The organism is Sphingobium sp. PNB (assembly GCF_019873065.1).
GTDB classification, from domain to species: Bacteria; Pseudomonadota; Alphaproteobacteria; order Sphingomonadales; family Sphingomonadaceae; genus Sphingobium; species Sphingobium fuliginis.
Map to the genome: position 1 here is coordinate 50,475 of NZ_JAINEZ010000012.1, position 24,946 is coordinate 75,420.

At 65.0% G+C, this 24,946-nt stretch carries 26 protein-coding genes; 18 read left to right on the top strand and 8 right to left on the bottom strand.

Annotated elements, in window-relative coordinates; translation table 11 throughout:
- Positions 1-8 precede the first annotated feature (8 nt).
- Both K7W03_RS06485 and K7W03_RS06490 read right to left on the bottom strand, forming a co-directional pair.
- Positions 9-770 (bottom strand): enoyl-CoA hydratase/isomerase family protein, encoded by a 762-nt coding sequence (locus K7W03_RS06485; RefSeq protein ID WP_103001485.1) that lies wholly within the window; start codon positions 768-770, stop codon positions 9-11.
- Positions 767-1,435: an HAD family hydrolase gene (locus K7W03_RS06490; RefSeq protein ID WP_170825624.1), complete on the bottom strand. Its 669-nt coding sequence runs from the start codon at positions 1,433-1,435 to the stop codon at positions 767-769. Before K7W03_RS06490 ends, K7W03_RS06485 begins: the two co-directional genes overlap by 4 nt.
- 160 nt (positions 1,436-1,595) lie before the next feature.
- On the opposite strand from K7W03_RS06490, the gene glmU reads away from it, so the two are divergent.
- The 3 genes from glmU to glmS all read left to right on the top strand — a co-directional run bounded on the left by glmU (position 1,596) and on the right by glmS (position 5,649).
- Positions 1,596-2,888, top strand: a complete 1,293-nt coding sequence (gene glmU / locus K7W03_RS06495) for a bifunctional UDP-N-acetylglucosamine diphosphorylase/glucosamine-1-phosphate N-acetyltransferase GlmU (RefSeq protein ID WP_264319029.1) — start codon at positions 1,596-1,598, stop codon at positions 2,886-2,888.
- A complete protein-coding gene (locus K7W03_RS06500; protein ID WP_319024300.1) occupies positions 2,885-3,742 on the top strand; it encodes a metallophosphoesterase in 858 nt (285 codons plus the stop codon). Before glmU ends, K7W03_RS06500 begins: the two co-directional genes overlap by 4 nt.
- A gap of 83 nt (positions 3,743-3,825) precedes the next feature.
- On the top strand, positions 3,826-5,649 hold the full coding sequence (gene glmS, locus K7W03_RS06505) for a glutamine--fructose-6-phosphate transaminase (isomerizing) (protein ID WP_222885836.1): 1,824 nt from the start codon (positions 3,826-3,828) through the stop codon (positions 5,647-5,649).
- A 19-nt stretch (positions 5,650-5,668) separates the two neighbouring features.
- Here the strand turns inward: glmS and K7W03_RS06510 are convergent, their stop codons facing one another.
- Complete coding sequence (locus K7W03_RS06510; RefSeq protein WP_044661791.1) at positions 5,669-5,863, bottom strand: KTSC domain-containing protein; 195 nt, start codon at positions 5,861-5,863, stop codon at positions 5,669-5,671.
- A 54-nt stretch (positions 5,864-5,917) separates the two neighbouring features.
- Here K7W03_RS06510 and K7W03_RS06515 point away from each other — a divergent pair, with 54 nt between their 5' ends.
- Positions 5,918-6,466 (top strand): GNAT family N-acetyltransferase, encoded by a 549-nt coding sequence (locus K7W03_RS06515; RefSeq protein WP_226869763.1) that lies wholly within the window; start codon positions 5,918-5,920, stop codon positions 6,464-6,466.
- Positions 6,467-6,486: 20 nt separating this feature from the next.
- Here the strand turns inward: K7W03_RS06515 and K7W03_RS06520 are convergent, their stop codons facing one another.
- Positions 6,487-8,100 (bottom strand): bifunctional GNAT family N-acetyltransferase/carbon-nitrogen hydrolase family protein, encoded by a 1,614-nt coding sequence (locus tag K7W03_RS06520; RefSeq protein ID WP_061938945.1) that lies wholly within the window; start codon positions 8,098-8,100, stop codon positions 6,487-6,489.
- A 98-nt stretch (positions 8,101-8,198) separates the two neighbouring features.
- On the bottom strand, positions 8,199-9,419 hold the full coding sequence (locus K7W03_RS06525) for an NADP-dependent isocitrate dehydrogenase (protein WP_222885837.1): 1,221 nt from the start codon (positions 9,417-9,419) through the stop codon (positions 8,199-8,201).
- Positions 9,420-9,584: 165 nt separating this feature from the next.
- On the opposite strand from K7W03_RS06525, the gene K7W03_RS06530 reads away from it, so the two are divergent.
- Both K7W03_RS06530 and K7W03_RS06535 read left to right on the top strand, forming a co-directional pair.
- Positions 9,585-10,319: a phosphatidylserine decarboxylase gene (locus K7W03_RS06530; RefSeq protein ID WP_222885838.1), complete on the top strand. Its 735-nt coding sequence runs from the start codon at positions 9,585-9,587 to the stop codon at positions 10,317-10,319.
- Positions 10,319-11,095, top strand: coding sequence for a CDP-alcohol phosphatidyltransferase family protein (locus K7W03_RS06535; protein ID WP_025547851.1), 777 nt, complete (start codon positions 10,319-10,321; stop codon positions 11,093-11,095). Before K7W03_RS06530 ends, K7W03_RS06535 begins: the two co-directional genes overlap by 1 nt.
- Before the next feature lie 3 nt (positions 11,096-11,098).
- On the opposite strand, the gene K7W03_RS06540 is transcribed toward K7W03_RS06535, so the two are convergent.
- The gene (locus tag K7W03_RS06540; RefSeq protein ID WP_226869765.1) at positions 11,099-11,401 is read right to left on the bottom strand and encodes a hypothetical protein; all 303 of its coding nucleotides are present in this window, start codon (positions 11,399-11,401) and stop codon (positions 11,099-11,101) included.
- A gap of 172 nt (positions 11,402-11,573) precedes the next feature.
- On the opposite strand from K7W03_RS06540, the gene rpsB reads away from it, so the two are divergent.
- From rpsB to rpmE, 12 genes are all read left to right on the top strand, one after another.
- On the top strand, positions 11,574-12,332 hold the full coding sequence (gene rpsB / locus K7W03_RS06545) for a 30S ribosomal protein S2 (RefSeq protein WP_025547855.1): 759 nt from the start codon (positions 11,574-11,576) through the stop codon (positions 12,330-12,332).
- Positions 12,333-12,430: 98 nt separating this feature from the next.
- The gene (gene tsf, locus K7W03_RS06550; RefSeq protein ID WP_044661795.1) at positions 12,431-13,357 is read left to right on the top strand and encodes a translation elongation factor Ts; all 927 of its coding nucleotides are present in this window, start codon (positions 12,431-12,433) and stop codon (positions 13,355-13,357) included.
- 170 nt (positions 13,358-13,527) lie between these two features.
- Positions 13,528-14,253, top strand: a complete 726-nt coding sequence (pyrH, locus tag K7W03_RS06555) for a UMP kinase (protein WP_020821031.1) — start codon at positions 13,528-13,530, stop codon at positions 14,251-14,253.
- Positions 14,254-14,259: 6 nt separating this feature from the next.
- Positions 14,260-14,817, top strand: a complete 558-nt coding sequence (gene frr, locus K7W03_RS06560) for a ribosome recycling factor (protein ID WP_025547858.1) — start codon at positions 14,260-14,262, stop codon at positions 14,815-14,817.
- Positions 14,818-14,860: 43 nt separating this feature from the next.
- Entirely contained in the window at positions 14,861-15,637 is a 777-nt protein-coding gene (locus K7W03_RS06565) for an isoprenyl transferase (protein WP_103001481.1), read from the top strand.
- Positions 15,638-15,642: 5 nt separating this feature from the next.
- Positions 15,643-16,422 (top strand): phosphatidate cytidylyltransferase, encoded by a 780-nt coding sequence (locus K7W03_RS06570; RefSeq protein ID WP_025547861.1) that lies wholly within the window; start codon positions 15,643-15,645, stop codon positions 16,420-16,422.
- Positions 16,419-17,576: a 1-deoxy-D-xylulose-5-phosphate reductoisomerase gene (locus K7W03_RS06575; protein WP_025547862.1), complete on the top strand. Its 1,158-nt coding sequence runs from the start codon at positions 16,419-16,421 to the stop codon at positions 17,574-17,576. Before K7W03_RS06570 ends, K7W03_RS06575 begins: the two co-directional genes overlap by 4 nt.
- A complete protein-coding gene (gene rseP, locus K7W03_RS06580; RefSeq protein WP_222885839.1) occupies positions 17,573-18,706 on the top strand; it encodes an RIP metalloprotease RseP in 1,134 nt (377 codons plus the stop codon). Before K7W03_RS06575 ends, rseP begins: the two co-directional genes overlap by 4 nt.
- Before the next feature lie 112 nt (positions 18,707-18,818).
- Complete coding sequence (bamA, locus tag K7W03_RS06585; protein WP_048576148.1) at positions 18,819-21,458, top strand: outer membrane protein assembly factor BamA; 2,640 nt, start codon at positions 18,819-18,821, stop codon at positions 21,456-21,458.
- A complete protein-coding gene (locus K7W03_RS06590; RefSeq protein ID WP_025547868.1) occupies positions 21,458-22,117 on the top strand; it encodes an OmpH family outer membrane protein in 660 nt (219 codons plus the stop codon). The genes bamA and K7W03_RS06590 overlap by 1 nt, the downstream gene beginning before the upstream one ends.
- A 7-nt stretch (positions 22,118-22,124) precedes the next feature.
- Entirely contained in the window at positions 22,125-22,607 is a 483-nt protein-coding gene (gene fabZ, locus K7W03_RS06595) for a 3-hydroxyacyl-ACP dehydratase FabZ (protein ID WP_025547869.1), read from the top strand.
- 181 nt (positions 22,608-22,788) lie between these two features.
- The gene (gene rpmE, locus K7W03_RS06600; RefSeq protein ID WP_007687040.1) at positions 22,789-23,013 is read left to right on the top strand and encodes a 50S ribosomal protein L31; all 225 of its coding nucleotides are present in this window, start codon (positions 22,789-22,791) and stop codon (positions 23,011-23,013) included.
- 252 nt (positions 23,014-23,265) lie between these two features.
- Here rpmE and aroB read toward each other — a convergent pair whose 3' ends face one another.
- Together aroB and K7W03_RS06610 are read right to left on the bottom strand one after the other, a co-directional pair.
- The gene (gene aroB / locus K7W03_RS06605; protein WP_222885840.1) at positions 23,266-24,378 is read right to left on the bottom strand and encodes a 3-dehydroquinate synthase; all 1,113 of its coding nucleotides are present in this window, start codon (positions 24,376-24,378) and stop codon (positions 23,266-23,268) included.
- A complete protein-coding gene (locus K7W03_RS06610; protein ID WP_222885841.1) occupies positions 24,369-24,917 on the bottom strand; it encodes a shikimate kinase in 549 nt (182 codons plus the stop codon). Before K7W03_RS06610 ends, aroB begins: the two co-directional genes overlap by 10 nt.
- Between the last annotated feature and the right edge of the window lie 29 nt (positions 24,918-24,946).

Here is a 24,946-nt window from a genome sequence, read left to right on the forward strand (position 1 = left end):
TGAGCGGGTCAGAAGCGGGGACGACGCTTGTCGCGGAAGGCCTGCACGCCCTCCTGAAAGTCGGGCAGGGTGAAGGCGTCCCGGAACATGGCCAGCGTTTCCGCGTCGTCGTCCGCCTGTCCATCCAGGATGCGGCGGACGATCGCCTTGGAAGAACGGATCGAATGCTGGGCATTGGCGGCCATGCGCCGAGCCAGTTCCACTGCTGCCTCCAGCGGAGCGGGGGCGATCTGGTCGATCAGGCCGATGGCGAGCGCATCCTCCGCATCATGGAGGGCGGCGGTGAACAGGATGCGCTTGGCCCGCGCCGGCCCCACCAGATCCACCAGCAGCCTGGTGTCGAACAGCGAATAGACGATCCCGAGCTTGGCCGGCGTGATGCCCAGCCGGGCGGAGGGGGAGGCGATCCGCAGGTCGCAGGCGATGGCCATGCCGCATCCGCCGCCGATCGCGTCCCCGTCTATGGCCGCGATCACCGGTTTTTCGGCATGGGCCAGGGCATATTGGGTGGCGCGGATCGCCGCCTGATTGGCGACGCGCCAATCCTCCTCGCCCGAATGACGCGCGAATTCGTGGATGTCCGCACCCGCGCAGAACAGGCCCGGTGCAGCCGATGTCAGGATCAGCACGCGGATCGCCTCGTCCGCCATCGCTTCCTGCACCAGTTGGGGCAATCGCTCCCACATCTCCTGATTCATGGCGTTGTGCTGCCGGGGGCGGTCGATCAGCAGCGTGGCGACGGCGCCATCGCGTTCCAGGCGGAGGGTCATGCCGGCCAGCCTTCGAGCAGCGGCACCAGCTCGTCGAAATGGTGGATGACGGCGTCGGCCTCCAGCGCCTCGACCGGCCCGTCGAGAAAGCCGAAGCTGACGGCGATGCTGGGGATGCCCGCATTGCGCGCCCCGGCGATGTCGTTGATCGTGTCGCCCAGGAAGATCGTCCGCCCGCCGCCCGCGCGCTCGATCATGGCGTGGATCGGCGCCGGGTCGGGCTTTGCGATGCCGACCGTGTCGCCGCCGACGACGCTGGCGAAACGGTCCGACAGGCCAATCTGGTGCAACAGGGGAATGGTGAAGCGCTCCGCCTTGTTGGTGCAGATGGCGAGCTTCACGCCCGCCTCCTCCAGCGCATCCATCGCCGCGATCAGGCCGGGATAGGGCAGCGAATGGATCGCCAGATTCTGCTCATAATAGTCCAGCAGGATCGGCAGCATCCTTTCCAGCATGGCGTCGTCATAGCCGCCCGAGGCGTCGAGCGCGCGCTGAAGCATCACCTTCGCCCCCTTGCCGACAAAGGGATGGATCGCCTCGACCGGAAAGGGCGGCCGCCCGTCGGTGGCGATGGCGTAGTTGACCGCCGCCGCCAGGTCGCCGCTGGTATCGAGCAGGGTGCCGTCAAGGTCGAAGCCGACAATGTCGAAGGGAATGGAAACCATGCCCGGCTCATGCCGCCTGGGTGGTGGCAAAGGCAAGTCAAACATGGCAGAGAGCGCTCAGATTCTTGGCCCTTTCGTGAAGGATGCCCCCGTGACCTCCAGCCGCTCCCCCGCTCGCCCCTTGGCCGTGATCATCCTTGCCGCCGGGCAGGGCACGCGCATGAAGTCGGCCAGACACAAGGTTCTGCACCCGATTGCGGGGCGGCCGATGCTGCTCCATCTGCTCGCCAGCGTGGCGGAGTTGCAGCCCGAGCGGCAGGTCGTGGTGGTCGGCGCTGGGCGGGACCAGGTGGAGAAGGCGGTGGAGGGCAGCGGCGCCGTCATCGCCGTGCAGGAACAGCAGCTGGGCACCGGCCATGCCGTGGCGCAGGCGCATGACGCGCTGGCCGGTTTCGCGGGCGACATATTGATCCTCTATGGCGACGTGCCGCTGGTGCGCGCCGAAACGCTGCGGAGCATGCTGGACCGCCTGAACTGGGGCGACGAGCCGCGCGCCGTGGTCCTGGGCTTCCGGCCGGAAGACGCCGCCGCTTACGGCCGGATCATCGCCCGCGATCAGGGCGTCATCGAGAAGATGGTCGAATATAAGGACGCCAATGCGGAGGAGCGGGCGGTGACGCTCTGCAATTCCGGGCTGATGGCGGTGCGGTCGACCGATCTTTTCGTGCTGCTCGACAAGATCGGCAACGACAATGCGGCGGGCGAATATTATCTGCCCGACATCGTCATGCTGCCCGGCGCCCAGAGCGCCGTCATCGAGGCGGAGGCCTGGGAAGTGGCGGGCGTCAACAGCCGCGCCGAACTGGCGGGGGTGGAGGCCGTCTGGCAGGACCGCCGCCGGGCCGAGGCGATGCGGGAGGGCGCGACGCTGATCGCGCCGGAAACGGTGTTCTTCGCGCATGACACGCTGCTGGGCCGCGATGTGGTGATCGAGCCGCATGTCGTCTTCGGTCCGGGCGTCAGCGTGGCGGACGACGCGACGATCCACGCCTTTTCCCATCTGGAGGGCGCGGCCGTCGGCAAGGGCGCGGAAATCGGCCCCTATGCCCGGCTGCGTCCCGGCGCGAAGATCGGCGTCAAGGCCAAGGTCGGCAATTTCGTCGAGGTGAAGAAGGCTGAACTGGGTGAGGGCGCCAAGGCCAATCACCTGTCCTATATCGGGGACGCCAGCGTGGGCGCGGGCGCGAATATCGGCGCGGGCACCATCACCTGCAATTATGACGGCTTCTTCAAATATCGGACGGAAATCGGCGTGGGCGCCTTCATTGGCTCCAACAGCGCGCTGGTCGCGCCGGTGAAGATAGGCGACGGCGCGATCGTGGCGGCCGGCAGCGTCGTGACCCAGCCGGTGGAGGCCGACGCGCTATGCCTCGTCCGGCCGAAGCAGGAGGCGAAGCCCGGCTGGGCGGCCCGCTTCCGGGCGCGGATGCAGGCGCGCAAAACCGCCAAGTGACGGGTCTTCTGCAAAGGCGGCGCTGGCTTGCGGCACTGCTGCTCATCCTTCTGGCCGTGCCGGGCGGGGCGGTCTGGCTCTACGCCAATGCACGGGCCATGCCGGTCGTGCGGCAGCTGGACGTCGCGCTGCCCTTTCCGGCGGATGCGCCGCGCCGCCCGGTGACGGTGGCGCTGCTGACCGACAGCCATTTGTCCGGTCCCGATAACAGTCCGGAGCGGATGGCGCGGATCGTCGCTCTGGTGAACGGCCTCAGGCCCGAGCTGATCGTGCTGGGCGGCGACTATATCGGGGACGACAAGGGCGGTGCGACCTATGATCCGGCGCAGAGCATCGCCCCCTTCGCCGCCTTGCGCGCCCCGCTGGGGGTGGTGGCGGTGCTGGGCAATCACGATGCGCGCAAGCATACGGGGATCAGCCGCCGGCAATGGGGCGATCTGTTCGGCCGGATCGGCATCCGCCTGCTCGACAATCAGGCGGTGCGGCGGGGACCGCTGGCCATTGGCGGACTGCGCGACATCTATACCGGGCGGCCCGATATTCCCGGGACGCTGGCGGCCATGCAGGCGCTGGGCGGCGCGCCGCTGATGCTGTCGCACGGGCCGGACGCCTTTCCGCTGCTGCCCGACCGGGCGATGCTGACGCTGGTCGGGCATACCCATTGCGGGCAGGTGGCCTTGCCCTTTGCGGGCATCGTCTATGTGCCCTCGCGCTATGGCACCCGCTATGCGTGCGGGGTGTATCGGGAAGGGCGGCGGACCATGGTGGTGTCCGCGGGGCTCGGCACCAGCGGCCTGCCGATCCGGATGCTGGCGCCCCCCGATGTCTGGCTGATTACAATTCATCCACGATGATGCGGTACCCCTGTCGCCCGCCGCATGATCGTGGCATAGGCGGCGTAAGCATAGAGTTTTCACGGCTTTGGGACTGACTATCCATGTGCGGTATCATCGGAATCATCGGCAAGGACGACGTGGCGGGACGGCTGGTGGAGGGCCTCAGGCGCCTGGAATATCGCGGCTATGACAGCGCGGGCGTCGCCACCGTCCATGACGGGCGGATCGACCGCCGCCGGGCCGAGGGGAAGCTCGCCAATCTGGTGAAGGAACTGGACGCCGCGCCCCTGCCGGGCACCACCGGCATCGCCCACACCCGCTGGGCCACCCATGGCGCGCCGACGACCAGCAACGCCCATCCCCACGCCACGAAGGAAGTGGCGCTCGTCCACAACGGCATCATCGAGAATTTCAAGCCGCTGCGCGAGGAACTGATGGCGCGGGGCCGGACCTTCGACAGCCAGACCGACACGGAGGTCGTCGCCCATCTGGTGAGCGAGCTGGTGGAGCAGGGCGCATCCCCGAAGGACGCGGTGGCGCAGGTGCTGCCTCGCCTGCACGGCGCCTTCGCGCTGGCGATCCTGTTCCGCAGCCATCCGGAAATCCTCATCGGCGCGCGCCTGGGTTCGCCGCTGGTGGTGGGCTATGGTGAGGGAGAGACCTATCTCGGTTCCGACGCGCTGGCGCTGGCCCCGCTGACCCAGCGCATCGCCTATCTGGAGGAAGGCGACTGGGTCGTCATCACCCGCGACGGCGCGGAGATTTTCGACAAGGACAACAACCCCGTCGAACGCCCCGTCACCATCAGCGGCGTGACCGGCGAACTGATCTCCAAGGGCAATCACCGCCACTATATGCTCAAGGAGATTTACGAGCAGCCGGTGGTCGTGGCCCAGACCCTGCGTTCCTATCTGCGCCGGATGGAGGATCAGGTGTCGCTGCCGATCCCCGATTTCGATCTGGGGACCATCCGCCGCGTCACCATCGTCGCCTGCGGCACCAGCTATTATGCGGGCATGGTCGCCAAATATTGGTTCGAGCAGTTCGCCCGCGTGCCTGTCGACATCGATGTGGCGAGCGAGTTCCGCTACCGCGCCCCGGTGATGGAGGAGGGCGGCCTGATGATCGTCATCAGCCAGTCGGGCGAGACCGCCGACACGCTCGCCGCGCTCCGCCATGCTCGGGCCGAAGGGCAGAAGATCGCCGCCGTCGTCAACGTGCCGACCAGCACCATGGCGCGGGAAGCGGACCTGCTGCTGCCCACCAATGCCGGGCCGGAGATCGGCGTGGCGTCGACCAAGGCCTTTACCTGCCAGTTGGCGGTGCTGGCGGCGTTCGCGGCCAATCTCGCCCGCGCCAAGGGGCGGCTGGACGCGAAGGCGGAGAAGGAACTGGTCCGCCACCTGTCCGAAGCGCCCGCCGCGCTGAACGGGGCGCTGGCCTATGATGAATCGATCGAGGCGATGGCCCATCTGATCGCGGGCGCGCGCGATGTGCTCTATCTGGGACGGGGGCCGGACTATCCGCTGGCGCTGGAAGGGGCGCTGAAGCTCAAGGAAATCAGCTATATCCATGCCGAGGGCTATGCCGCGGGCGAGATGAAGCATGGTCCCATCGCCTTGATCGACGACAAGGTGCCGGTGATCGTCCTCGCGCCCAGCGGGCCGCTGTTCGAAAAGACCGTCAGCAACATGCAGGAGGTGCAGGCGCGCGGCGGCAAGGTGGTGCTGATCTCCGACTATGACGGGGTGCAGGCGGCGGGCGAAGGCTGCATAGCGACCATCACCATGCCCAAGGTGCATCCGCTGATCGCGCCGATGGTCTATGCCGTGCCGGTGCAGTTGCTGGCCTATCATGTCGCCGTGGCCAAGGGCACGGACGTCGACCAGCCAAGGAACCTCGCCAAGTCCGTCACTGTCGAGTGATAGATGGCTGGCGAGTGATTCACTGGCGAGTGAAGCGGTAGCGGTCCCGGATGCGGCGGTTGAAATAGCCGCCCTTGGACGTGGCGGCGCGCATGCCTTCCGCGACGTCCACCGGGACATCATGATAGCTGTAGCGCCGCCCGCTGACGAACTGCACGTCCAGCCGGCGCTGGGTGGCGTCATAGTCGAAACGGGCGATGGCGGTCGACGGCATGCGGATGACAATGATCCGCGACGGGGGAGGTTGCGTGTCGGAGGGCGCCAGCCGTTGCCGGCCGAACCGGGCCGCTCTATCCTCTGGGGAATGATCGAGACGGAAAGACTGCGCCTTCGCCCCTACACGCTCGCTGACTTCGCGCCTTATTGCGCCATGTGGTCGGACATGGACCTGATGCGGCATATCGGCGGCGTAGCTCCTTCGCCGGAAGACGCCTGGAACCGCATCCTGCGTTATGAGGGGCACTGGTCCCTTCTGGGCTACGGCATTTTCGCGGTGATCGAAAAGGCCAGCGGCCGCTATGTCGGAGAGACCGGGCTGGCGGATTTCCATCGGGGCCTCGGCGATGATTTCGACAAGGCGGGGGAAGCGGCCTGGATTTTCTCATCCGAGATACATGGCCGCGGCTATGCGTTCGAGGCCGCCCGCGCTGCGCACGACTGGTATGCGCGGCACAAGGGTGCCGGCCGAACCGTCTGCCTCATCGATCCCGCCAACGAACCATCGCTCAGGCTTGCGGCCAGGTTGGGCTATGCGCCGTTCAGGGAGGCGGTCTACAAGGGGCGGACGGCGGTCATGCTCGAAAGATCGTCCGCATAGAGGCGACCCGGCGGAGAAGCTCAGCCGCCACCCGGCGCATTGTGCCCGCCCGCCGGTACCGGTCCGCCGCTCGGCGCATGGCTGTGGTCGGGATTGCTGTCCCAGTCGATATGATAGAGGTCGAACCGCCGGTCGCGCAGGTTGCGGACCGTACCCTCCGCCCGCGCCCAGCTCAGGTCCGCCAGGTTCACGTCGGCCATGGTCAGCGTCTCGACATTCTCCGTCGATTCCGCTGCGATGCCGTCCCGCGCAAAGGGCAGGTCGCAGGGCGTCAGGATCGCGCTCTGGGCATATTGGATGTCCATATTGTCGACATTGGGCAGGTTGCCGACATTGCCCGACATGACGACATAGCATTGATTCTCGATGGCGCGGGCCTGCGCGCAATAGCGCACGCGCATATAACCCAGCCGCGAGTCGGTGCAGAAGGGGACGAAGATGATCCGCGCGCCCTGGTCCACCAGCCGCCGCGCCAGTTCCGGAAACTCGCTGTCATAGCAGATCAGCACGCCGATCGGCCCGCAGTCGGTCTGGATCACGTCCAGCGAGTCCCCGCCCTTGATGTTCCACCAAAAGGCCTCGTTGGGCGTGGGGTGGATCTTTTCCTGCGTGTGCAGCGATCCGTCGCGCAGGGCGACATAGGCGATATTCTGGATGTCGCCATCCTCTGCCCGCGTCGGGTGGGAGCCGCCGATGATGTTGATATTATATTCCAGCGCCATCCGCTCCAGTTCGCGGGTCAGGCGCGGGGTGTAGCCGGTCAGCCTGTCGATGGCCTCGATGGGGGAGAGCTTCTTTGTTTCGTAGGAGAGCAGCGGCAGGGTGAACAGTTCGGGAAAAACGATGAAGTCGGAACGGTAGTCGGCGGCGACATCAACGAAATATTCGATATTGCGGATGAACTCTTCGAAGTCCTTCACCGCGCGGGCCTGCAACTGACAGGTGGCGAGGCGGACGCTTTCCACGCCGCGCGGCACCCGCATCTCGGGCGCTTCGTCGGGGTCGACATAGGGGTTGCGCCACACCAGATGAGCGGCGTGGCCATCGGACTGCCTGTCTTCGGGCAGGTAGTTTTCCAGCACGCCGAGCGGCTCGAACTGGTTCTTGAGCTGGAAGCTGATCACCTGATCGCGCAGCTTGCCGTGCACGACCTTGTCCAGATAATCCGCCGGGCCATCGACGCGCCGCTTCGCACGCGCATAGCCCGGCATGCGCCCGGCGATGACGATGCCGTGCAGGTCCAGTTCCTCGGCCAGCTCCTTGCGCTCGTCATAGAGGCGCTGGCCGATGCGCAGGCCGCGCAGCTTCGGGTCGACGGCCATTTCATAGCCGTACAGCCACTCGCCCGCCGCGCTGTGCCGCGTGCCGAAGCCGTTCGCCGTGATTTCCTCCCAGTCATGATGGGAAAAGGCCATCGCCTTGCTGACCCGCATGGTCGCGCAATAGCCGACGACCTTATTGTCGTAGAGCGCGACGAAGCAGCCATTGGGAAAATTGTTGATCTGCCCGCGCAGGGTGGCGAGCGAATAATTGGGCATGCCGGGATAGACCCGGGCGATCAGTCGCTGGATGCCGCGTACATCGGAAGGAACGGCGGCCCGGACCTCCAGGCGTTTCTTGGCTGTCGTCGTCATCGCTGATCTCCTGCCATGGAAAAGGCGGCGCCGATACACGGCGCCGCCTCGTTCCGTTTCCGTATTGAACCGCGGAAGGGCGGATCAGTTCCGTCCGATTATTGCCACTTGCCCATGGCTTCTTCCAGGTTCACGCGGATCGCCTCGAAGAACTGCTCGGTGGTCATCCACGCCTGTTCCGGACCGATCAGCAGGGCGAGATCCTTGGTCATCGCGCCGCCCTCGACCGTTTCGATGCAGACCTTTTCCAGCGTTTCCGCGAACTTGGTGACTTCCGGCGTTTCGTCGAACTTGCCGCGATAGGAAAGGCCCTGGGTCCAGGCGAAGATCGAGGCGATCGGATTGGTCGAGGTCGCCTTGCCCTGTTGATGCTGGCGATAGTGGCGGGTGACGGTGCCGTGCGCGGCTTCGGCCTCGACGGTCTTGCCGTCGGGCGAGAGCAGCACGGAGGTCATGAGACCCAGCGAGCCGAACCCCTGCGCCACGGTGTCCGACTGGACGTCGCCATCGTAATTCTTGCAGGCCCAGACGAACTTGCCGCTCCACTTCAGGGCGGAGGCGACCATGTCGTCGATCAGGCGATGTTCGTAGACGGCGCCCACCTTCTTGAACTCGTCGGCAAACTCCTTGTCGAACACTTCCTGGAACAGGTCCTTGAAGCGGCCGTCATAGGCCTTGAGAATGGTGTTCTTGGTCGAGAGGTACAGCGGCCAGCCGCGGCCCAGCGCGTAGTTCATGCTGGCGCGGGCGAAATCGCGGATCGAGTCGTCCAGATTGTACATGCCCATGGCGACGCCGGAGCTGGGGAAGTTGAAGACGTCCTTCTCGATCTTCTCGCCATTGGCGCCGTCCCACACCATGCGCAGCTTGCCGGGGCCGGGGACGAGGAAGTCGGTGGCGCGATACTGGTCGCCGAAGGCGTGGCGGCCGATGACGATGGGGTCGGTCCAGCCGGGGACCAGGCGCGGCACGTTGCGGATGACGATGGGTTCGCGGAACACCACGCCGCCCAGGATGTTGCGGATGGTGCCGTTGGGCGACTTCCACATTTCCTTCAGGCCGAATTCCTCGACGCGGGCTTCGTCCGGGGTGATGGTGGCGCACTTCACGCCGACGCCATGTTCCTTGATCGCGTTGGCGGAATCGATGGTGATCTGGTCGTTGGTCTCGTCGCGCTTCTCGACGCCCAGATCGTAATATTTAAGATCGATGTCGAGATAGGGGAGAATCAGGCGCTCACGAATCCACTGCCATATGATCCGCGTCATTTCATCGCCATCGATCTCCACGACGGGGTTTTTCACCTTGATCTTAGCCATAGCGCCTGTTCGCCTTCTCGTTCGGGTGGAATTTGCGACCGCCCTAGGCAAAGCGACGGCAATGTTCAACCGTCCAATGCCCTTTGCAGGATTGGAACATTTCATGGCTCCTGCGACGGTATCGGACGTTGTCACTGCAAGTGTCTGTCCTTAAAGACGGTGCCCATGGAAAATGACGAACTGACGGTCGCACTGGGCGGCAATGTGAAATGGCGCTTCCCCTCCGTGCATCCGGAGGGCGTGAAATTCGGCCTGATCGCGGCGGCCATCACCGCGCTGCTGTTCCTGGTCGGCTGGGAAATCCTCGGCTGGCTGATGGTGATGGTGACCATCTGGGTGCTGGCGTTCTTCCGCGATCCGGTGCGCGCGGTGCCGCAGGATGAGCGGGCCATCGTCGCCCCCGCCGATGGGCTGGTGACGCTGATCCAGCGGGTGCCGCCCCCCCGCGAGATGGCAGGGGCGGATGGGCTGGGCGACCAGCCCATGATCCGCGTGTCGATCTTCATGAGCGTGTTCGACGTCCACATCAACCGCACGCCGATCGGCGGGACGGTGAAATCGGTCGTCTATATCTCGGGCAAGTTCCTGAACGCCGATCTCGACAAGGCGAGCGAGGATAATGAGCGCCAGCATATATTGGTGGAGCGGCATGACGGCGTGCGCATCGGCTTCACCCAGATCGCCGGATTGGTGGCGCGGCGGATCGTGCCCTTCGTGAAGCCGGGCGACATGGTTGCGGCCGGACAGCGCATCGGCCTCATCCGTTTCGGCAGCCGGGTCGACGTCTATCTGCCCGGCGGCACCGCGCCGCGCGTGGTGCTGGGGCAGCGCACCGTCGCGGGTGAGACGATCCTGGGCCAGATCGGTGACATGCGCGTGATTTCGGGGATTCAGCAATAATGCGGCAGCGGCGCGCCATCCCGCGCGGATTGCGCCGGGGGATCACCCTGCGGATGGTGGCGCCCAACGCCGTGACCGCAATGGCCCTGTGCTTCGGCCTGACCGGCGTGCGCTACGGCATATCGGGCGAGTGGGAGAGGGCGGTGCTCTCCATCCTCATCGCCGGGGTGCTGGATGGGCTGGACGGGCGCATTGCGCGGTTGTTGCGGGGGGAGAGCCGTTTCGGGGCCGAACTCGACTCCTTGTCGGACTCCATCGCCTTTGGCGTGGCGCCGGCGCTGGTGCTCTATCTCTGGTCGCTGAACGCCATGCCGAAATTCGGCTGGATCTTCGCGCTCGCCCATGCGCTGTCCTGCGCGCTGCGGCTGGCGCGGTTCAATGCGAATATCGACGCCGATGTTCAGCCGCACAAATCCGCCGGTTTCCTGACCGGCGTGCCGGCTCCGGCAGGTGCGGGGCTGGCCTTCGTGCCGCTCTATCTCTGGCTGGTGACGGGCGAGCCGCTTTTTCGGGAATGGTATGTCGTGGCGCCCTGGACCGCCTTCACGGCTTTCCTGATGATCTCCAACATCGCGACCTATAGCTGGTCGGCGCTGCGCCTGCGCAAACGCATCCGGCTGGAGGCGATCGCGCTGGCGGGTCTGCTGGCGGCGCTGCTGATCACCGATCCGTGGCTGACGCTGCTGGTGTTGTGCGCCTTCTACCTTGCGCTCATCCCCTTCGGCATGATGTCCTATGCCAAGGTGCGCCGCCAGCGGGCGGGCGAGGAAGCGTAATCCTCAGGCGGCCAGGACCGCCGCCGCAAAAGCCGGCGCGGCCTGCCGTGCAGAGGGTGACGCGCGCCGCCGGCTGATGCGCAGGCGATAGACCGGCGTTTCCTGCGGAATGGGTTCGAACGTCAGCGCCGCGACCATCTTGTCATGATAGGCCAGGAACATGCCGATAATGGTGCCTGCGGCCAGCAGGAAGGATCCGATGAAAACAAGTGCTGCGACCAGTGCGAACATATGCAGCTCACTTTCTGTCTTGCCATTTGCACGGCTTGGTTCACTATAGGCAGGCAAACGGCGTGAATCCGCCATTTGTTCCCGATGTTCTCCTTATGTTCCATCCGGAATGGAGAGTCAACCCCCTTGCATTGATATTCCGACGCCGTTAAAGGCGCGCCCATTCCACATGGGAATCGACATATCCGGTGCTGTGCGTGACGCCCAGTTCCTGATTCCCAGAGGTGTAACCGGAAGGAGAAATATTATGGCGGCTCCTGTCGTCACCATGCATCAATTGATCGAGGCCGGCGCGCATTTCGGCCACCAGACCCACCGCTGGAACCCGCGCATGAAGCCGTACATCTTCGGTGAGCGCAACGGCATTCACATCCTTGACCTGTCGCAGACCGTGCCGCTGTTCGGCCGCGCGCTGGACTTCGTGTCGGCGACCGTCGCCGCCGGTGGCAAGGTGCTGTTCGTCGGCACCAAGCGCCAGGCGCAGGACCCGATCGCCGAAGCCGCCCGCAAGTCGGGCCAGCATTTCGTCAACCATCGCTGGCTGGGCGGCATGCTCACCAACTGGAAGACCATTTCGGGTTCGATCAAGCGTCTGAAGACCCTGGAAGAGAAGCTGTCGGGCGACACCCACGGCTTCACCAAGAAGGAAGTCCTCCAGATGACCCGCGAGCGCGAGAAGCTGGAACTGTCGTTGGGCGGCATCCGCGACATGAACGGCATCCCCGACGTCATGTTCGTGATCGACGCCAACAAGGAAGAGCTGGCGATCAAGGAAGCCAACACGCTGGGCATCCCGGTCGTCGCGATCCTCGATTCCAACGTCTCGCCCGACGGCATCGCGTTCCCGGTTCCGGCGAACGATGACGCCAGCCGCGCGATCCGCCTTTACTGCGACGCGGTCGCCGCCGCCGCCACCAAGGGCAACCGCGGTGCGCAGCAGGCTTCGGGCGTCGACCTGGGCGCTCTGGATGAGCCCGAGGCCGAAGAGGTCGTCGCTCAGGCCTGAGACGCGGTCTTCGAACTGCAAAATTGACAGGCTAGGGCGCGCTCCACTGGAACGCGCCCTGCCGTTTTTCTGAAACATTGAACTTTAGGAGCCGAAACATGGCCGAGATTACCGCTGCTGCCGTCAAGGAACTGCGCGACCGTTCGGGCGCGGGCATGATGGATTGCAAGAAGGCGCTCACCGAAGCCAATGGCGACATCGAAGCGGCGACCGACTGGCTGCGCGCCAAGGGTCTGGCCGCCGCGCAGAAGAAGTCGAGCCGCACCGCCGCCGAAGGCCTGGTCGGCGTCGCCGTCGCCGGCACCAAGGGCGTGGCCGTCGAAGTGAACAGCGAAACCGACTTCGTCGCCAAGAACGACCAGTTCCAGGATTTCGTCCGCACCGTGTCGGTCATCGCGCTGGAGAACGGCGTGGCCGATGCCGAGGCGCTGTCGAACGCGGCCTATCCCTCGGGCGGCACGGTCGCCGAGAAGCTGGTCGCCAACATCGCCACCATCGGCGAGAACCAGACCCTGCGCCGCGTCGGCCAGGTCGAGGTGAACCAGGGCGTGGTCGTTCCCTATGTCCATAATGCGGCCGCTCCGGGCCTGGGCAAGATCGGCGTGCTGGTTGCGCTGGAAGGCGATGCGCCCGCCGACGTCCTGGAGCCGCTGGGCAAGCAGATCGCGATGCACATCGCCGCTGCCTTCCCGCTGGCGCTGTCGGCCGCCGACATCGATCCGGCCCTGCTGGAGCGCGAGCGCGCCATCGCCGCTGAAAAGGCCGCCGAATCGGGCAAGCCTGCCGAGATCGTCGCCAAGATGGTCGACGGCGCCGTCGCCAAGTTCGCCAAGGAGCAGGCCCTGCTCAGCCAGCTCTTCGTGATGGACAACAAGACCCCGGTTGCCGATGTCGTCGCGAAGGCGGCGAAGGATGCCGGCGCGTCGATCACGCTGAAGAACTATGTCCGCTTCCAGCTCGGTGAAGGCATCGAGAAGGAAACGAGCGACTTCGCCGCCGAAGTGGCCGCGGCCGCAGGCGTCTGATCCGATAGTTCGTTCGCTTCGGCGGTGTCGGGAGGCTCAGGCTTCTCGACAAGCCGGAAGCGGGCGCTAAGGAAGTTCGGGGTTTCCAAAACCCTGCTTCACAACATGGCGCGCGCTGCTTAAGGTGCGCGCCATTTCCTTGCCCGATCATAAAAGGAATATTGCCCCGCATGTCTCGCCCAGCCTTCAAGCGCATCCTGCTGAAACTTTCGGGCGAAGTGCTGATGGGGCAGGGGCAGTTCGGCATCGAGCCGGAGACGGTGAACCGCGTCGCGGGCGAGATCGCGGCGGCGAAGGATGCGGGGTTCGAACTGTGCGTCGTCGTTGGCGGCGGCAATATCTTCCGGGGTCTGGCGGGCGCCGCCAAGGGTTTCGACCGGGCGAGCGCCGACTATATGGGCATGCTGGCCACCGTCATGAACGCGCTCGCCGTGCAGAATGCGCTGGAGAAGCTGGGCTACGACACGCGCGTCCAGTCCGCCATTCCCATGGCTTCGGTCTGCGAACCCTATATCCGGCGCAAGGCGGTGCGGCATATGGAAAAGGGCCGGATCGTCATCTTCGCGGCGGGCACCGGCAGCCCCTTCTTCACCACGGACACCACGGCGGCGCTGCGGGCGGCCGAAATGGATTGCGACGCCCTGTTCAAGGGGACCAGCGTCGACGGCATCTACAATGCCGATCCCAAGAAGGTGCCGGATGCGGCCCGCTATGAAGCGATCAGCTTCGACCAGGTGCTGAACGACAATCTGAAGGTCATGGACGCGAGCGCCATTGCCCTTTGCCGCGAAAACAATATCCCCATCGTCGTGTTCAACATCCGCGAAACCGGCAATCTGGCCAAGGTGCTGGCCGGGGACGGTGTGGCGACGATCGTGCAAAATCAGGAGCGCTGAAACAAAATGGCTCAATATGACAAGGCCGACCTCGAACGCCGCATGGCGGGTGCCCTGGAATCGCTGAAAGGCGATCTGTCGGGCCTGCGCACGGGCCGCGCCAATATCCAGCTTCTCGATCCGGTGACGGTCGAGGTCTATGGCGCGCATATGCCGCTTAATCAGGTCGCGACCGTTTCCGCGCCCGAACCGCGCATGCTTTCCGTGCAGGTGTGGGACAAGAGCAATGTCGGCCCGGTGGACAAGGCGATCCGTTCGGCGGGGCTGGGCCTTAACCCCATCGTCGACGGCCAGACGCTGCGCCTGCCGATCCCCGACCTGACCGAGGAGCGCCGCAAGGAACTCGCCAAGCTCGCCAGCAAATATGCCGAGGGCGCCCGGATCGCCGTTCGCAATGTCCGCCGCGACGGCATGGACAGCCTGAAGACCGACGAGAAGAAGGGCGAGATCAGCGAGGACGAGCGCAAGCGCAAGGAAACCGAAGTCCAGAAGCTGACCGACAGCACCATCGCGGACATCGACGCGGCGGCTGCGGCGAAGGAAAAGGAAATTCTCGGTCAGTGATCCGGGGCTTTCCTTTCGCGGCCAAAGCACGCATTCCTGTCTAATGGCCACCCAAGCCAAAACCGATCTGACCAGCGGCGCGCCAGCCCATGGCGCGCGCCCCAAGGATGTTCCGCCAGGAACGGCCACGCCTCGTCACGTCGCCATCATCATGGACGGCAATGGACGCTGGGCGAAGAAGCGCTTCCTGCCCCGCATCGCCGGCCATCGGGCGGGGGTGGAGGCGGTGCGCCGCGTCGCCCGCGCCGCGCGGGAACTGGGTCTGGAATGCCTGACGCTCTACGCCTTTTCCTCGGAAAACTGGAAGCGTCCGGCTGGCGAGGTGGCGGACCTAATGGGCCTGCTGCGTCATTTCATCCAGTCCGACCTTGACGAATTCCATGCCAATGGCGTGCGGCTGCGCATCATCGGCAATTATCGGGCGCTCGATCCTGCGTTGGTGGCGCTGATCGACAATGCAGTGGCGCGGACTGCGGGGAATAGCGGGCCGATCATTGCCATAGCGCTCAACTATGGCGCGCAGGACGAACTGGTGCGCATGGCGCAGACGCTGGCGCGCCGCGTGGCCGCCGGCGAGATCGCGGCGGAGGAGATCGGCCTCGCCGATGTGGATGCGGCGCTCTACACCGCAGACCTGCCGCCGCTCGACCTGATGATCCGCACCTCGGGCGAGCAGCGGCTCAGTAATTTCATGCTATGGCAGGCCGCCTATGCGGAGCTTTATTTCACCGACATGCTGTGGCCGGATTTCGACGGGCGGGCGCTGGCTGCCGCACTGGACGCTTTCCGCCTGAGGGACCGCCGTTTCGGCGGGCTGTGACAGGCATGTCGAGCGAGCTTCGCACCCGCGCCATCGTCGGCGTCGTGCTCATCCTCGTAGCGTTGGCGGCCCTGTTTTCGGGCGGCTTCCTTTTCTGGATGCTGCTGTCCGTGGCGGGCGTGCTGATGCAGGGGGAGTGGGGCGACCTGACCGGAGCCACGCCGGAGAACCGCAAGCTGGCGATGTTCGCCGTCTCGGTGCCGCTGGCGATCCTTTGTCCGGCGGCGGCCGGCGTGTCCTGGCTCGCCTTCACATTGATGGCGGCCGCCTTCTTCTTCGTCGCGCTGGTGGGCCGGTCGGTCAAGCTGGCGCTGGGCGTGCCCTATATCGTCGTGCCGGTGATGGCGCTGCTTTTCCTGCGCGAACAGGCGCCCAATCTTCAGGGGTTGCTGCTGACCCTCTGGGCGCTGGGCCTTGTTTGGGCGACGGACATCGGCGCTTATTTCGCTGGCCGCTCCATTGGCGGGCCGAAGCTGGCTCCGCGCGTCAGCCCGTCCAAGACCTGGGCCGGCCTTGGCGGTGGGGTGCTGGCGGCGCTGACCGTGGGTTTCCTGCTCTACCGGTTCGCGGACCTGCCGGTTCAGCTTGCCGCGGCAAGCGGCCTGCTGGCGGTCGCCGCGCAACTGGGCGACCTGTTGGAAAGCTGGATGAAGCGCCGCGCAGGGGTGAAGGATAGCGGTACGCTGCTGCCCGGCCATGGTGGCGTGATGGATCGGTTGGACGGGGTGGTCGCCGCTGCGCCGCTGGCCGCGATCTGCTATATGATCCTGGTGCAATTGCCATGAAGAAGGTGTCGATCTTCGGCGCGACCGGATCGGTCGGCATGTCCACGCTGGACCTGATCCAGCGCGATCCGGACAGCTACAGCGTCGTTGCGCTGACCGCGCATGGCGATGTGGCGGGTCTGGCCGCCGCCGCGCGGCAGAGCAATGCCGCGATCGCGGTGATCGGGGACGAGACGCGCTATGACGCGCTGAAGGATGCGCTGCGCGGTTCCGGGACGGAGGCGGCGGCCGGCCAAGGCGCGTTGGTCGACGTGGCCGGTGCAGGCGCGGACTGGAGCATGGCCGCCATCGTCGGTTGCGCGGGGCTGCGCCCGACCATGGCGGCGTTGAAGGCGGGTGGCACGGTCGCGCTCGCCAACAAGGAATCGCTGGTGTCGGCGGGCGCGCTGATGATGGACGCGGTCGGTGCGTCGGGCGCAACGCTGCTGCCGGTCGACAGCGAACATAATGCCATATTCCAGTGCCTTGCGGGCAGTCGCATGGAAGATGTCGCAAGGATCACCCTGACCGCGAGCGGCGGCCCCTTCCGCACCCGCAGCCGGGAGGAGATGCGCGGCATCACCCCCGCGCAGGCCGTCGCCCATCCCAACTGGTCCATGGGTGCGAAGATCAGCGTCGACAGCGCGACGATGATGAACAAGGGACTGGAACTGATAGAGGCGGCGCATCTCTTCCCGGTCGGGCTCGACCGGATCGAGATCCTCGTCCATCCGCAATCGGTCATCCACTCCATGGTCGAATATCGCGACCGCTCAACCCTGGCGCAGCTTGGCTCGCCCGATATGCGCATCCCCATCGCCCATGCGCTGGCCTGGCCCGATCGGATCGCCACCCCTTGCCAGCCGCTGGACCTCGCCCGGATCGGCCGCCTGGATTTCGAGGCGCCGGATGAGCATCGCTTCCCCGCGCTGCGGCTGACCCGGCAGGCGGCGGAGGCGGGCGGCGCAGCGCCCGCCATATTGAACGCCGCCAATGAGGTCGCCGTTGCCGCCTTCCTCAAAGGCGCCATAGGCTTCCTTGATATCGCCATGATTGTGGAGGATGTCCTGAACCGCTATAGCGCGCCTGTGCCCCGCCAGATCGACGATGTGCTGGAAGCGGATGCGCAGGCGCGTAATATGGCTGCACAAGTGATGGAAAGATTGACCGCTTGATCCAGAATCCCGGTTTCCTGTTGACCGTAGTCGCATTCGTGGCGGTCATCGGACCGCTCGTCTTCGTGCATGAGCTGGGCCATTATATGGTGGGCCGCTGGTGCGGGGTGAAGGCGGAGGCCTTTTCCATCGGATTCGGCCCGGAAATCGCGGCCTGGGTGGACAGGCGCGGCACCCGCTGGCGCCTGGGGGCGCTGCCGCTGGGCGGCTATGTGCGTTTCAAGGGCGACATGAACGCGGCGAGCCAGACCGATCCCCGCTGGCTGGAAATGCCCGCCGCCGAACGGGCCGAGAGCTTCCCTGCCAAGCCGCTATGGCAGCGGGCGGCCATCGTCGCGGCCGGGCCGGCGATCAACTTCCTCTTCGCCATGGCGATCCTTGCAACCTTCGCCTTCGTCCATGGCGAGAGCCGTACCCCCGCGGTCGCCGGGCAGGTGCAGCCCGGCAGCGCGGCAGCGGCGGCTGGCATCGTCGCGGGCGACCGCATCGTCTCGCTCAACGGGCGGGAAATGACGACCTTCGACGATATTCGCCTGTTCGCGCAGATCCGCCCCGGTGAACCCATCACCATCGTGGTCGACCGCCGGGGCAAGCTGTTCGAGAAGCAGGGCAAGGTCGGCGCGGTCGAGGAAGATGATGGCTTCGGCAACAAGTTCCGCATCGGACGGCTGGGCATCGCGCCGGGTGAGCCGGTGATCGAGCCCGTCAGCCTGGCCCGAGCCCCGGTCGTCGCCGTGGAGCGGACGGGGCAGATCATCCGCACCATGGTGGAGACGCTGGGCCAGATCGTGGGGGGCGGCCGATCGGTCAAGGAACTGGGTGGCCCGCTCAAGATCGCTGAGGTTTCAGGTCAGGCGGCGACGCTGGGGGTGGAGAGCTTCGTCTTCTTCATGGCGCTCATCTCGATTAACTTGGGGTTCATCAACCTCTTGCCAATCCCGATGCTGGATGGCGGGCATCTGCTGTTCTACGGGGTGGAGGCGATACAGCGGCGACCGGTCAGTCCGCAGGTGCAGGAATGGGCCTATCGCTCGGGCTTGGCGGTCCTGCTGGCGATGATGGTGCTGGTAACATTCAACGATTTATCCTCTTTCGGCCTCTGGGATCGTCTGTCCGGCTTGATCGGCTGAGCCGTATCGGGCAGGAGGACGCGATTTGGCGCCGTCTTTCCGGATGTGAACGGAATGGGTCCGGCGTGAACGACATGTTGCTTTTTTGTAGAAGGTGGAGCGGGTGACAGCGATGATGAGCAGCAACAGGCAGCGCCCGGTCGTCGTGGCCCTGTTGGCGACGACGATGATCGCGGGCATGTCTGCGATCCCGGCGATGGCTCAAAATGCCCCGCCGGCTGCCGCGCCTGCGCCCGTTCCGGCAGTCGCTCCAGCCGCCGGAACCATCCGCGCCATCTCCGTCACTGGCCAGCAGCGCCTGGAGCCGGATACGGTGCTGTCCTACACCAAGCTGCGGATCGGCCAGCCCTTCACCCAGGAATCGCTCGACCAGGCGCTGCGCGACCTTTACGAGACGGAGCTGTTCGCCGACGTCCAGATCCGCAACGACAATGGCGCGCTGACCGTCGAGGTTAAGGAAAACCCGGTCATCAACCGCATCGTCCTTGAAGGTAATAAGCGCCTCAAGGAAGACAAGATACGTCCCGAAATAAAACTGGCTCCGCGCCAGATCTATACCCGCTCGAAAGTGCGCGCCGACGTCGCCCGCATCATCGAGCTGTATCGCCGGCAGGGCCGCTTCGCCGCCACGGTCGAACCGAAGATGGTGCAGCTTGACCAGAACCGCGTCGACATCGTCTTCGAAATCTCCGAAGGGCCGAAATCCAAGGTCCGCCAGATCAACATCATCGGCAATGAGAAGTTCAAGGACGGCGAACTGCGCAGCCAGATGGTGACCAAGCAATCGCGCTGGTTCCGCATCTTCTCGTCGGGCACCAGCTACGATCCGGATCGTCTGGCCTATGACCAGCAGAAGCTGCGCCAGTTCTACCTGACCGAAGGCTATGCCGATTTCCGCGTGATCTCCGCCGTGGCGGAACTGACGCCGGACAAGCAGGACTTCATCATCACCTATGTGGTCGAGGAAGGGCAGCGCTACAAATTCGGCGATGTGAAGGTCAACAGCGACATTCGCGACCTGTCCGGCGATTCGCTGACCAAGATGCTGCCGATGAAGAAGGGCGACTGGTACAACGCCAAGCAGGTCGAGGACACGGTCGACACGCTGAGCGAAACGGCGGGCCTGTTCGGCTATGCCTTCGCGGACGTCCAGCCGGACTTCCAGCGCGACAAGGATACGCTGACGATGGGGATCGACTTCCGCATCGCCAATGCGCCGCGCGTCTATGTCGAGCGGGTCGACATCAACGGCAACACGCTGACCCAGGACAAGGTCGTGCGCCGCGAATTCCGCCTCGCGGAGGGCGATGCGTTCAACAGCTTCCTGGTCAAGCGGTCGAAGGACCGCATCAATTCGCTGGGCTTCTTCCAGGAAAAGCTGGACATTGAGCAGAAGCCGGGCTCCGCGCCGGACCGCATCGTCCTGGAAACCAATGTGCAGGAAAAATCGACCGGCGAATTGTCGCTTTCGGCCGGCTTCTCCTCGCTGGAGCGTTTCATCGTCGCGGCGTCGATCACCCAGCGCAACTTCCGCGGCAAGGGCCAGGAACTGCGCACCAGCGTCAATTATTCGGCTTATTCCAAGTCGGTGGAAGTGGGCTTCACCGAGCCCTATTTCATGGACAAGAATATCGCGCTGGGCGGCGACATCTATCGCCGCGACCTCAACAGCTTCCGTTATCTGAACAATAACGACCGCGACACGACCTATGAACAGACGACGACCGGCTTCCAGCTTCGCGCGGGCGTGCCGATCACGGAATATATGTCGCTGGCGCTGCGTTACACGTTGAATCTGGACGACGTGACGCTCGACAAGGATACCTACTACTCCGATCCCGATGGCGCAGGTCCGCTGGGACTTCAGTGCGATCCGCTGCTGGCCGGACGCTATCTTTGCGACGCCATCGGCAAGCGGACGACGTCGTCGCTGGGCTATTCTCTGATCTACGATACCCGCGACAACCGCATTCGTCCGACACGGGGCCATAATGTCGTTCTCAGCCAGGATTTCGCGGGTCTGGGCGGCAGCGTCAAATATGTGCGCACGCGGTTGAACGGCTCCAAATATTGGCCTGTCGGCGGCGGGTTCATCTTCTCCGTCTCTGCGGAGGGCGGCTATATCCACAGCCTTGAAGGCGACCGCCGGGATGCTTCGAACGAGCTGGTCGACAAGGTTCGCCTGACGGATCGCTTCTTCCTGGGCAATCCGCAGATTCGCGGCTTCGATATTCGCGGCATCGGCCCGCGCGTGAAGCGCTATTACCTGCAGTCGCAGACCGACTCGAGCGGCAATACCACCTATGTGCGGGGCGAAGGGAACAACAATGTTTCCGACGACGCGCTGGGCGGCAAGGTCTATTATCTGGCGCGGGCGGAAATGGAAATTCCGCTGGGCTCGGGTGCGCGTGAAATGGGCCTGCGTCCCTCGATTTTCGCGGACGTCGGCGCGGTCGCCGGATTGCGCAATCCCCGCACGACGAATTCGAACGGCATCTGCGCCGACAACACGACCGGTTCGCGCAGCGAGGCGGGGACTCCCGGCACATGCGGGACCAACCAGACCCTCATCATCGGACCGTTCGAGGAGGAATATCTGGGCGATACGCTGAAACCGCGTGTCGCCGTGGGCTTCGGCGTCAACTGGAACTCGCCCTTCGGGCCGTTCCGCATCGACATCGCCAAGGCCCTGCTCAAGGAACCAGGGGACGACACTCAGCTCATTAGCTTCAACGTAGGGACTCAATTCTGATGAAGACGATTTTCAAGGCTGCGGCGCTGGTTCTCGCGCCGATGACCGCCATGGCGCTGACCAGCGTCCCGGCCGCTGCCCAGTCGAAGACCGGCATCGCCGTCGTCGACCTGCAGCGCGCCGTCGCCACCAGCTCGGCCTATTCGACCGCGCGCACGCAGATCCAGACCACCTACAAGGCGCAGATCGACGGCTTTACCGCACGCAAGAATGCGATCGACGCCGATCTCAAGGCCAAGGGCACGGCCCTGGAAGCCGCGATGAAGGCAGCCGGTGGCAAGCCGACCCCGGCGATCCAGACCCAATATGAGGCCTATCAGAAGGCCGGTCAGGACGGCCAGGCCGAACTGCAGCGCCTGGGTCAGCCGATCGCTCTCGCCAACGCTTATGTCGAGGAGCAGATTTCGGCCAAGCTGTCGGATGCGCTGAAGTCCGCCATGACCAAGGCGAAGGTCGACCTGATCCTGTCGCCCGACGCGACCGTGTCCTATCAGCCGACCGTCGACATCACCCAGTCGGTGGTGACCGAACTCAACGCGCTGGTGCCCAGCGTCGGCATCACCCCGCCGGCCGGCTGGCAGCCGGGCCGTCAGGGCCAGGCCGCTGCCGCTCCGGCCGCTGCTCCCGCCAATCCGTCGCAGCAGCCGACCTCGCGCTGATCGCTTGATGACGGTTCAGTCTGACAATGCTGCCGCCGCCATCGGCCCCATCGATATTCGTGGGGTGATGGCGGCGTTGCCGCACCGTTATCCGATGCTGCTCGTCGACCGCGTGATTTCGCTCGTGCCGAACAGCACGATCCACGCGGTCAAGGCGGTGTCGATCAACGAGGATTTCTTCCAGGGGCATTTCCCCGGCCGGCCGATCATGCCCGGCGTATTGATCGTCGAAGCCATGGCGCAGGCCGCTGGCGTGCTGACGGTCGAAACCATGGACCTTCGCGGTTCGGGCAAGCTCGTCTATTTCATGAGCATCGACGGGGCGAAGTTCCGCAATCCGGTAGAACCGGGCTGCCTGCTCGACCTGCATGTCGATCTGGTCCAGATTCGCGGCCGCGTCTGCAAGTTCACAGGCAAGGCGATGGTCGAGGGCAAGCTCTGCGCCGAGGCTAGTTTCGTCGCGATGATTGCCGACCCGCCGGTGGACTGAAACGCGGCGGTGATCCCGACTTTCCCGCCACTTCCTCCCAAGCCGGAATGACGGGTCGACTGATACAGGGAACCGCCTGTTCTTCCCCTTGCTTTTGCGCGCATTCCCATGTAACCGCGCGCCTTCGCAGATTTTCGCATCCATGGCCGGTCGGAAACCGGCCCCTGAACGGAGCAGACCCATGAAGGCCGATACGCATCCCGATTACCACTTCATCACCGTCCAGATGACCGACGGCACGACGTTCCGCACCCGCTCGACCTGGGGCAAGGAAGGCGACACGCTGGCGCTCGACATCGATCCCAAGTCGCACCCGGCCTGGACCGGCGGCACCCGCCAGCTTGAGCAGGGCGGCCAGGTGGCACGCTTCAACAAGCGCTTCGGCGGCCTGACGCTGAAGAAGTAATCGGCCTTCAAGTGAAGGATAGGGAAGGGCGCCTCCTGGGGCGCCCTTTTTATTTGGTTGGTAGAGGCGGGTTTTCGCCAGAAGCGGATATTGACGCTTGCCCCCCTTAAGGGGAGAGGGGCGTGCCTCACGCGCAGTCTCAGCCTATGGGCACTTCCCATCCCCACCCTTCAAATGAGTTACATGCCCCGTTTGAACCTGAAGGGAAGGGGCTTAATGGTGGCTGACCATCCCTATCAGCCATCCCGGGCATCATCCCGCCGCCATGCGATCCTCGTCCAGGAATGCGGCGACATCATCAAGCACGACATCCTTCGACAGGAAGGTCTGCCCGATTCCCCGCGCCAGCAGGAAGGGCAGGGTGCCTGCCGCCATCTTCTTGTCGTGCAGCATATGCGCGACCAGCGCCGCGCCGTCCGCCTTCACATGCGCGCTGGCGAGGTCGTGCGGCAGGCCGACGGCTTTCAGATGCGCCGTCACCCGCTCCGCATCCTCCGCCGGGCACAGGCCGCGCCGCGCCGAATAGCGGAAGGCAAGAGCCATCCCCGCCGCGACGCCCTCGCCATGGAGCAGAAGATCCGAAAAGCCGGTGTCCGCCTCCAGCGCATGGCCGAAGGTATGGCCAAGGTTCAGCAAGGCCCGCCGTCCGGATGTCTCCCGCTCGTCATCGGCAACAATGGCCGCCTTGGCGGCCACGCTGCGTTCGATGGCATATTCGCGCGCCTGGACGTCGCCGGACAGCAGCCTATGCCCTTCCGCCTCGCACCAGGCGAAAAAGGCGGGATCGTCGATCAGGCCATATTTCACCACCTCGGCATAACCGGCTCGCGTCTCCCGCGCCGGCAGCGTGTCGAGCGTCGAGGGATCGATCAGCACCAGCGAGGGCTGGTAGAAGCTGCCGACCAGATTCTTGCCCGCCTTCGCATTGATCGCGGTCTTTCCGCCGACGGAACTGTCCACCTGCGCCAGCAATGTCGTGGGCACCTGGATGAAATGGCAGCCGCGTTTCAGGATCGAGGCGGCAAAGCCCACCAGATCGCCGATCACCCCGCCACCGAGCGCCACCACATGGTCGCCGCGCTCTATCTCCAGCGCCAGCAGCGCATCGAGCAGCTCTTCAAGGTGGCGCCAGCTCTTGGTCTGCTCTCCCGGTGGCAGGACCACCGCTTCGACCGCCACATTGGCGGCCCGCAGGCTGGCCTCCAGGCGGGGCAGTTGCGCGGCGGCGACATGCCGATCGGTCACCACCACCAGCCGTCCATTGCGCGCATAGCCTGCCAGATGCGTTGCCGCCCGGTCCAGCACGCCCTGTTCGATCAGAATGTCGTAGCTGCGCGAATCCAGCGCGACGCGGACTATGGCCATTGGGAAAGCTGCTCCATGATGCTGTCGACCGCCACGTCATGCGGCGCGGCGGCGCTTTTCACATGAATGGGGCAGAGTGCGTAAACCGGATTGCGGATCGTGGCCAGCTCGGTCAGCACGACGCGCGGGTCCTTGCCCTTCAGCAGCGGCCGTCCCTCGCGCCGCGACACCCGGTCGACCAGCGTGTCGATGTCGGCGTTCAGCCAGATCGCCAGCGCATGCTCCAGGATCAGCGCCCGCGTCTCTTCCTGCATGAAGGCGCCCCCGCCGGTCGCGATGACCTTGGGCTCCCCATCCATCAGCCGGGCGATCACCCGCCGTTCGCCATCGCGGAAATAGGCCTCGCCATAGCGTTCGAACATTTCGGTGATCGTCATGCCCGCGGCCTTTTCGATCTCCTCGTCCGCATCGACGAAGCCCACGCCAAGCCGCGCCGCCAGCCGACGCCCGACGGTCGATTTGCCCACGCCCATCATGCCCACCAGGACGATGGGGCCGCGCTTCGCTTGCGCATTGGCGGATTTGCTGTTTCGCTGCATGGCGAGCGGGGCTATACATCCCCGCGTCG

What these genes read in the sequence shown, in the direction of transcription:
- K7W03_RS06485 (WP_103001485.1), bottom strand. Translation starts at nt 770, where the DNA reads ATGACCCTCCGCCTGGAACGCGATGGCGCCGTCGCCACGCTGCTGATC.
- K7W03_RS06490 (WP_170825624.1), bottom strand. Translation starts at nt 1,435, where the DNA reads ATGGTTTCCATTCCCTTCGACATTGTCGGCTTCGACCTTGACGGCACC.
- glmU (WP_264319029.1), top strand. Translation starts at nt 1,596, where the DNA reads ATGAAGTCGGCCAGACACAAGGTTCTGCACCCGATTGCGGGGCGGCCG.
- glmS (WP_222885836.1), top strand. Translation starts at nt 3,826, where the DNA reads ATGTGCGGTATCATCGGAATCATCGGCAAGGACGACGTGGCGGGACGG.
- K7W03_RS06510 (WP_044661791.1), bottom strand. Translation starts at nt 5,863, where the DNA reads ATGCCGTCGACCGCCATCGCCCGTTTCGACTATGACGCCACCCAGCGC.
- K7W03_RS06520 (WP_061938945.1), bottom strand. Translation starts at nt 8,100, where the DNA reads ATGACGACGACAGCCAAGAAACGCCTGGAGGTCCGGGCCGCCGTTCCT.
- K7W03_RS06525 (WP_222885837.1), bottom strand. Translation starts at nt 9,419, where the DNA reads ATGGCTAAGATCAAGGTGAAAAACCCCGTCGTGGAGATCGATGGCGAT.
- K7W03_RS06530 (WP_222885838.1), top strand. Translation starts at nt 9,585, where the DNA reads ATGGAAAATGACGAACTGACGGTCGCACTGGGCGGCAATGTGAAATGG.
- K7W03_RS06535 (WP_025547851.1), top strand. Translation starts at nt 10,319, where the DNA reads ATGCGGCAGCGGCGCGCCATCCCGCGCGGATTGCGCCGGGGGATCACC.
- K7W03_RS06540 (WP_226869765.1), bottom strand. Translation starts at nt 11,401, where the DNA reads ATGGCGGATTCACGCCGTTTGCCTGCCTATAGTGAACCAAGCCGTGCA.
- rpsB (WP_025547855.1), top strand. Translation starts at nt 11,574, where the DNA reads ATGGCGGCTCCTGTCGTCACCATGCATCAATTGATCGAGGCCGGCGCG.
- tsf (WP_044661795.1), top strand. Translation starts at nt 12,431, where the DNA reads ATGGCCGAGATTACCGCTGCTGCCGTCAAGGAACTGCGCGACCGTTCG.
- pyrH (WP_020821031.1), top strand. Translation starts at nt 13,528, where the DNA reads ATGTCTCGCCCAGCCTTCAAGCGCATCCTGCTGAAACTTTCGGGCGAA.
- frr (WP_025547858.1), top strand. Translation starts at nt 14,260, where the DNA reads ATGGCTCAATATGACAAGGCCGACCTCGAACGCCGCATGGCGGGTGCC.
- K7W03_RS06565 (WP_103001481.1), top strand. Translation starts at nt 14,861, where the DNA reads ATGGCCACCCAAGCCAAAACCGATCTGACCAGCGGCGCGCCAGCCCAT.
- K7W03_RS06570 (WP_025547861.1), top strand. Translation starts at nt 15,643, where the DNA reads ATGTCGAGCGAGCTTCGCACCCGCGCCATCGTCGGCGTCGTGCTCATC.
- K7W03_RS06575 (WP_025547862.1), top strand. Translation starts at nt 16,419, where the DNA reads ATGAAGAAGGTGTCGATCTTCGGCGCGACCGGATCGGTCGGCATGTCC.
- bamA (WP_048576148.1), top strand. Translation starts at nt 18,819, where the DNA reads ATGATGAGCAGCAACAGGCAGCGCCCGGTCGTCGTGGCCCTGTTGGCG.
- K7W03_RS06590 (WP_025547868.1), top strand. Translation starts at nt 21,458, where the DNA reads ATGAAGACGATTTTCAAGGCTGCGGCGCTGGTTCTCGCGCCGATGACC.
- fabZ (WP_025547869.1), top strand. Translation starts at nt 22,125, where the DNA reads ATGACGGTTCAGTCTGACAATGCTGCCGCCGCCATCGGCCCCATCGAT.
- rpmE (WP_007687040.1), top strand. Translation starts at nt 22,789, where the DNA reads ATGAAGGCCGATACGCATCCCGATTACCACTTCATCACCGTCCAGATG.
- aroB (WP_222885840.1), bottom strand. Translation starts at nt 24,378, where the DNA reads ATGGCCATAGTCCGCGTCGCGCTGGATTCGCGCAGCTACGACATTCTG.
- K7W03_RS06610 (WP_222885841.1), bottom strand. Translation starts at nt 24,917, where the DNA reads ATGCAGCGAAACAGCAAATCCGCCAATGCGCAAGCGAAGCGCGGCCCC.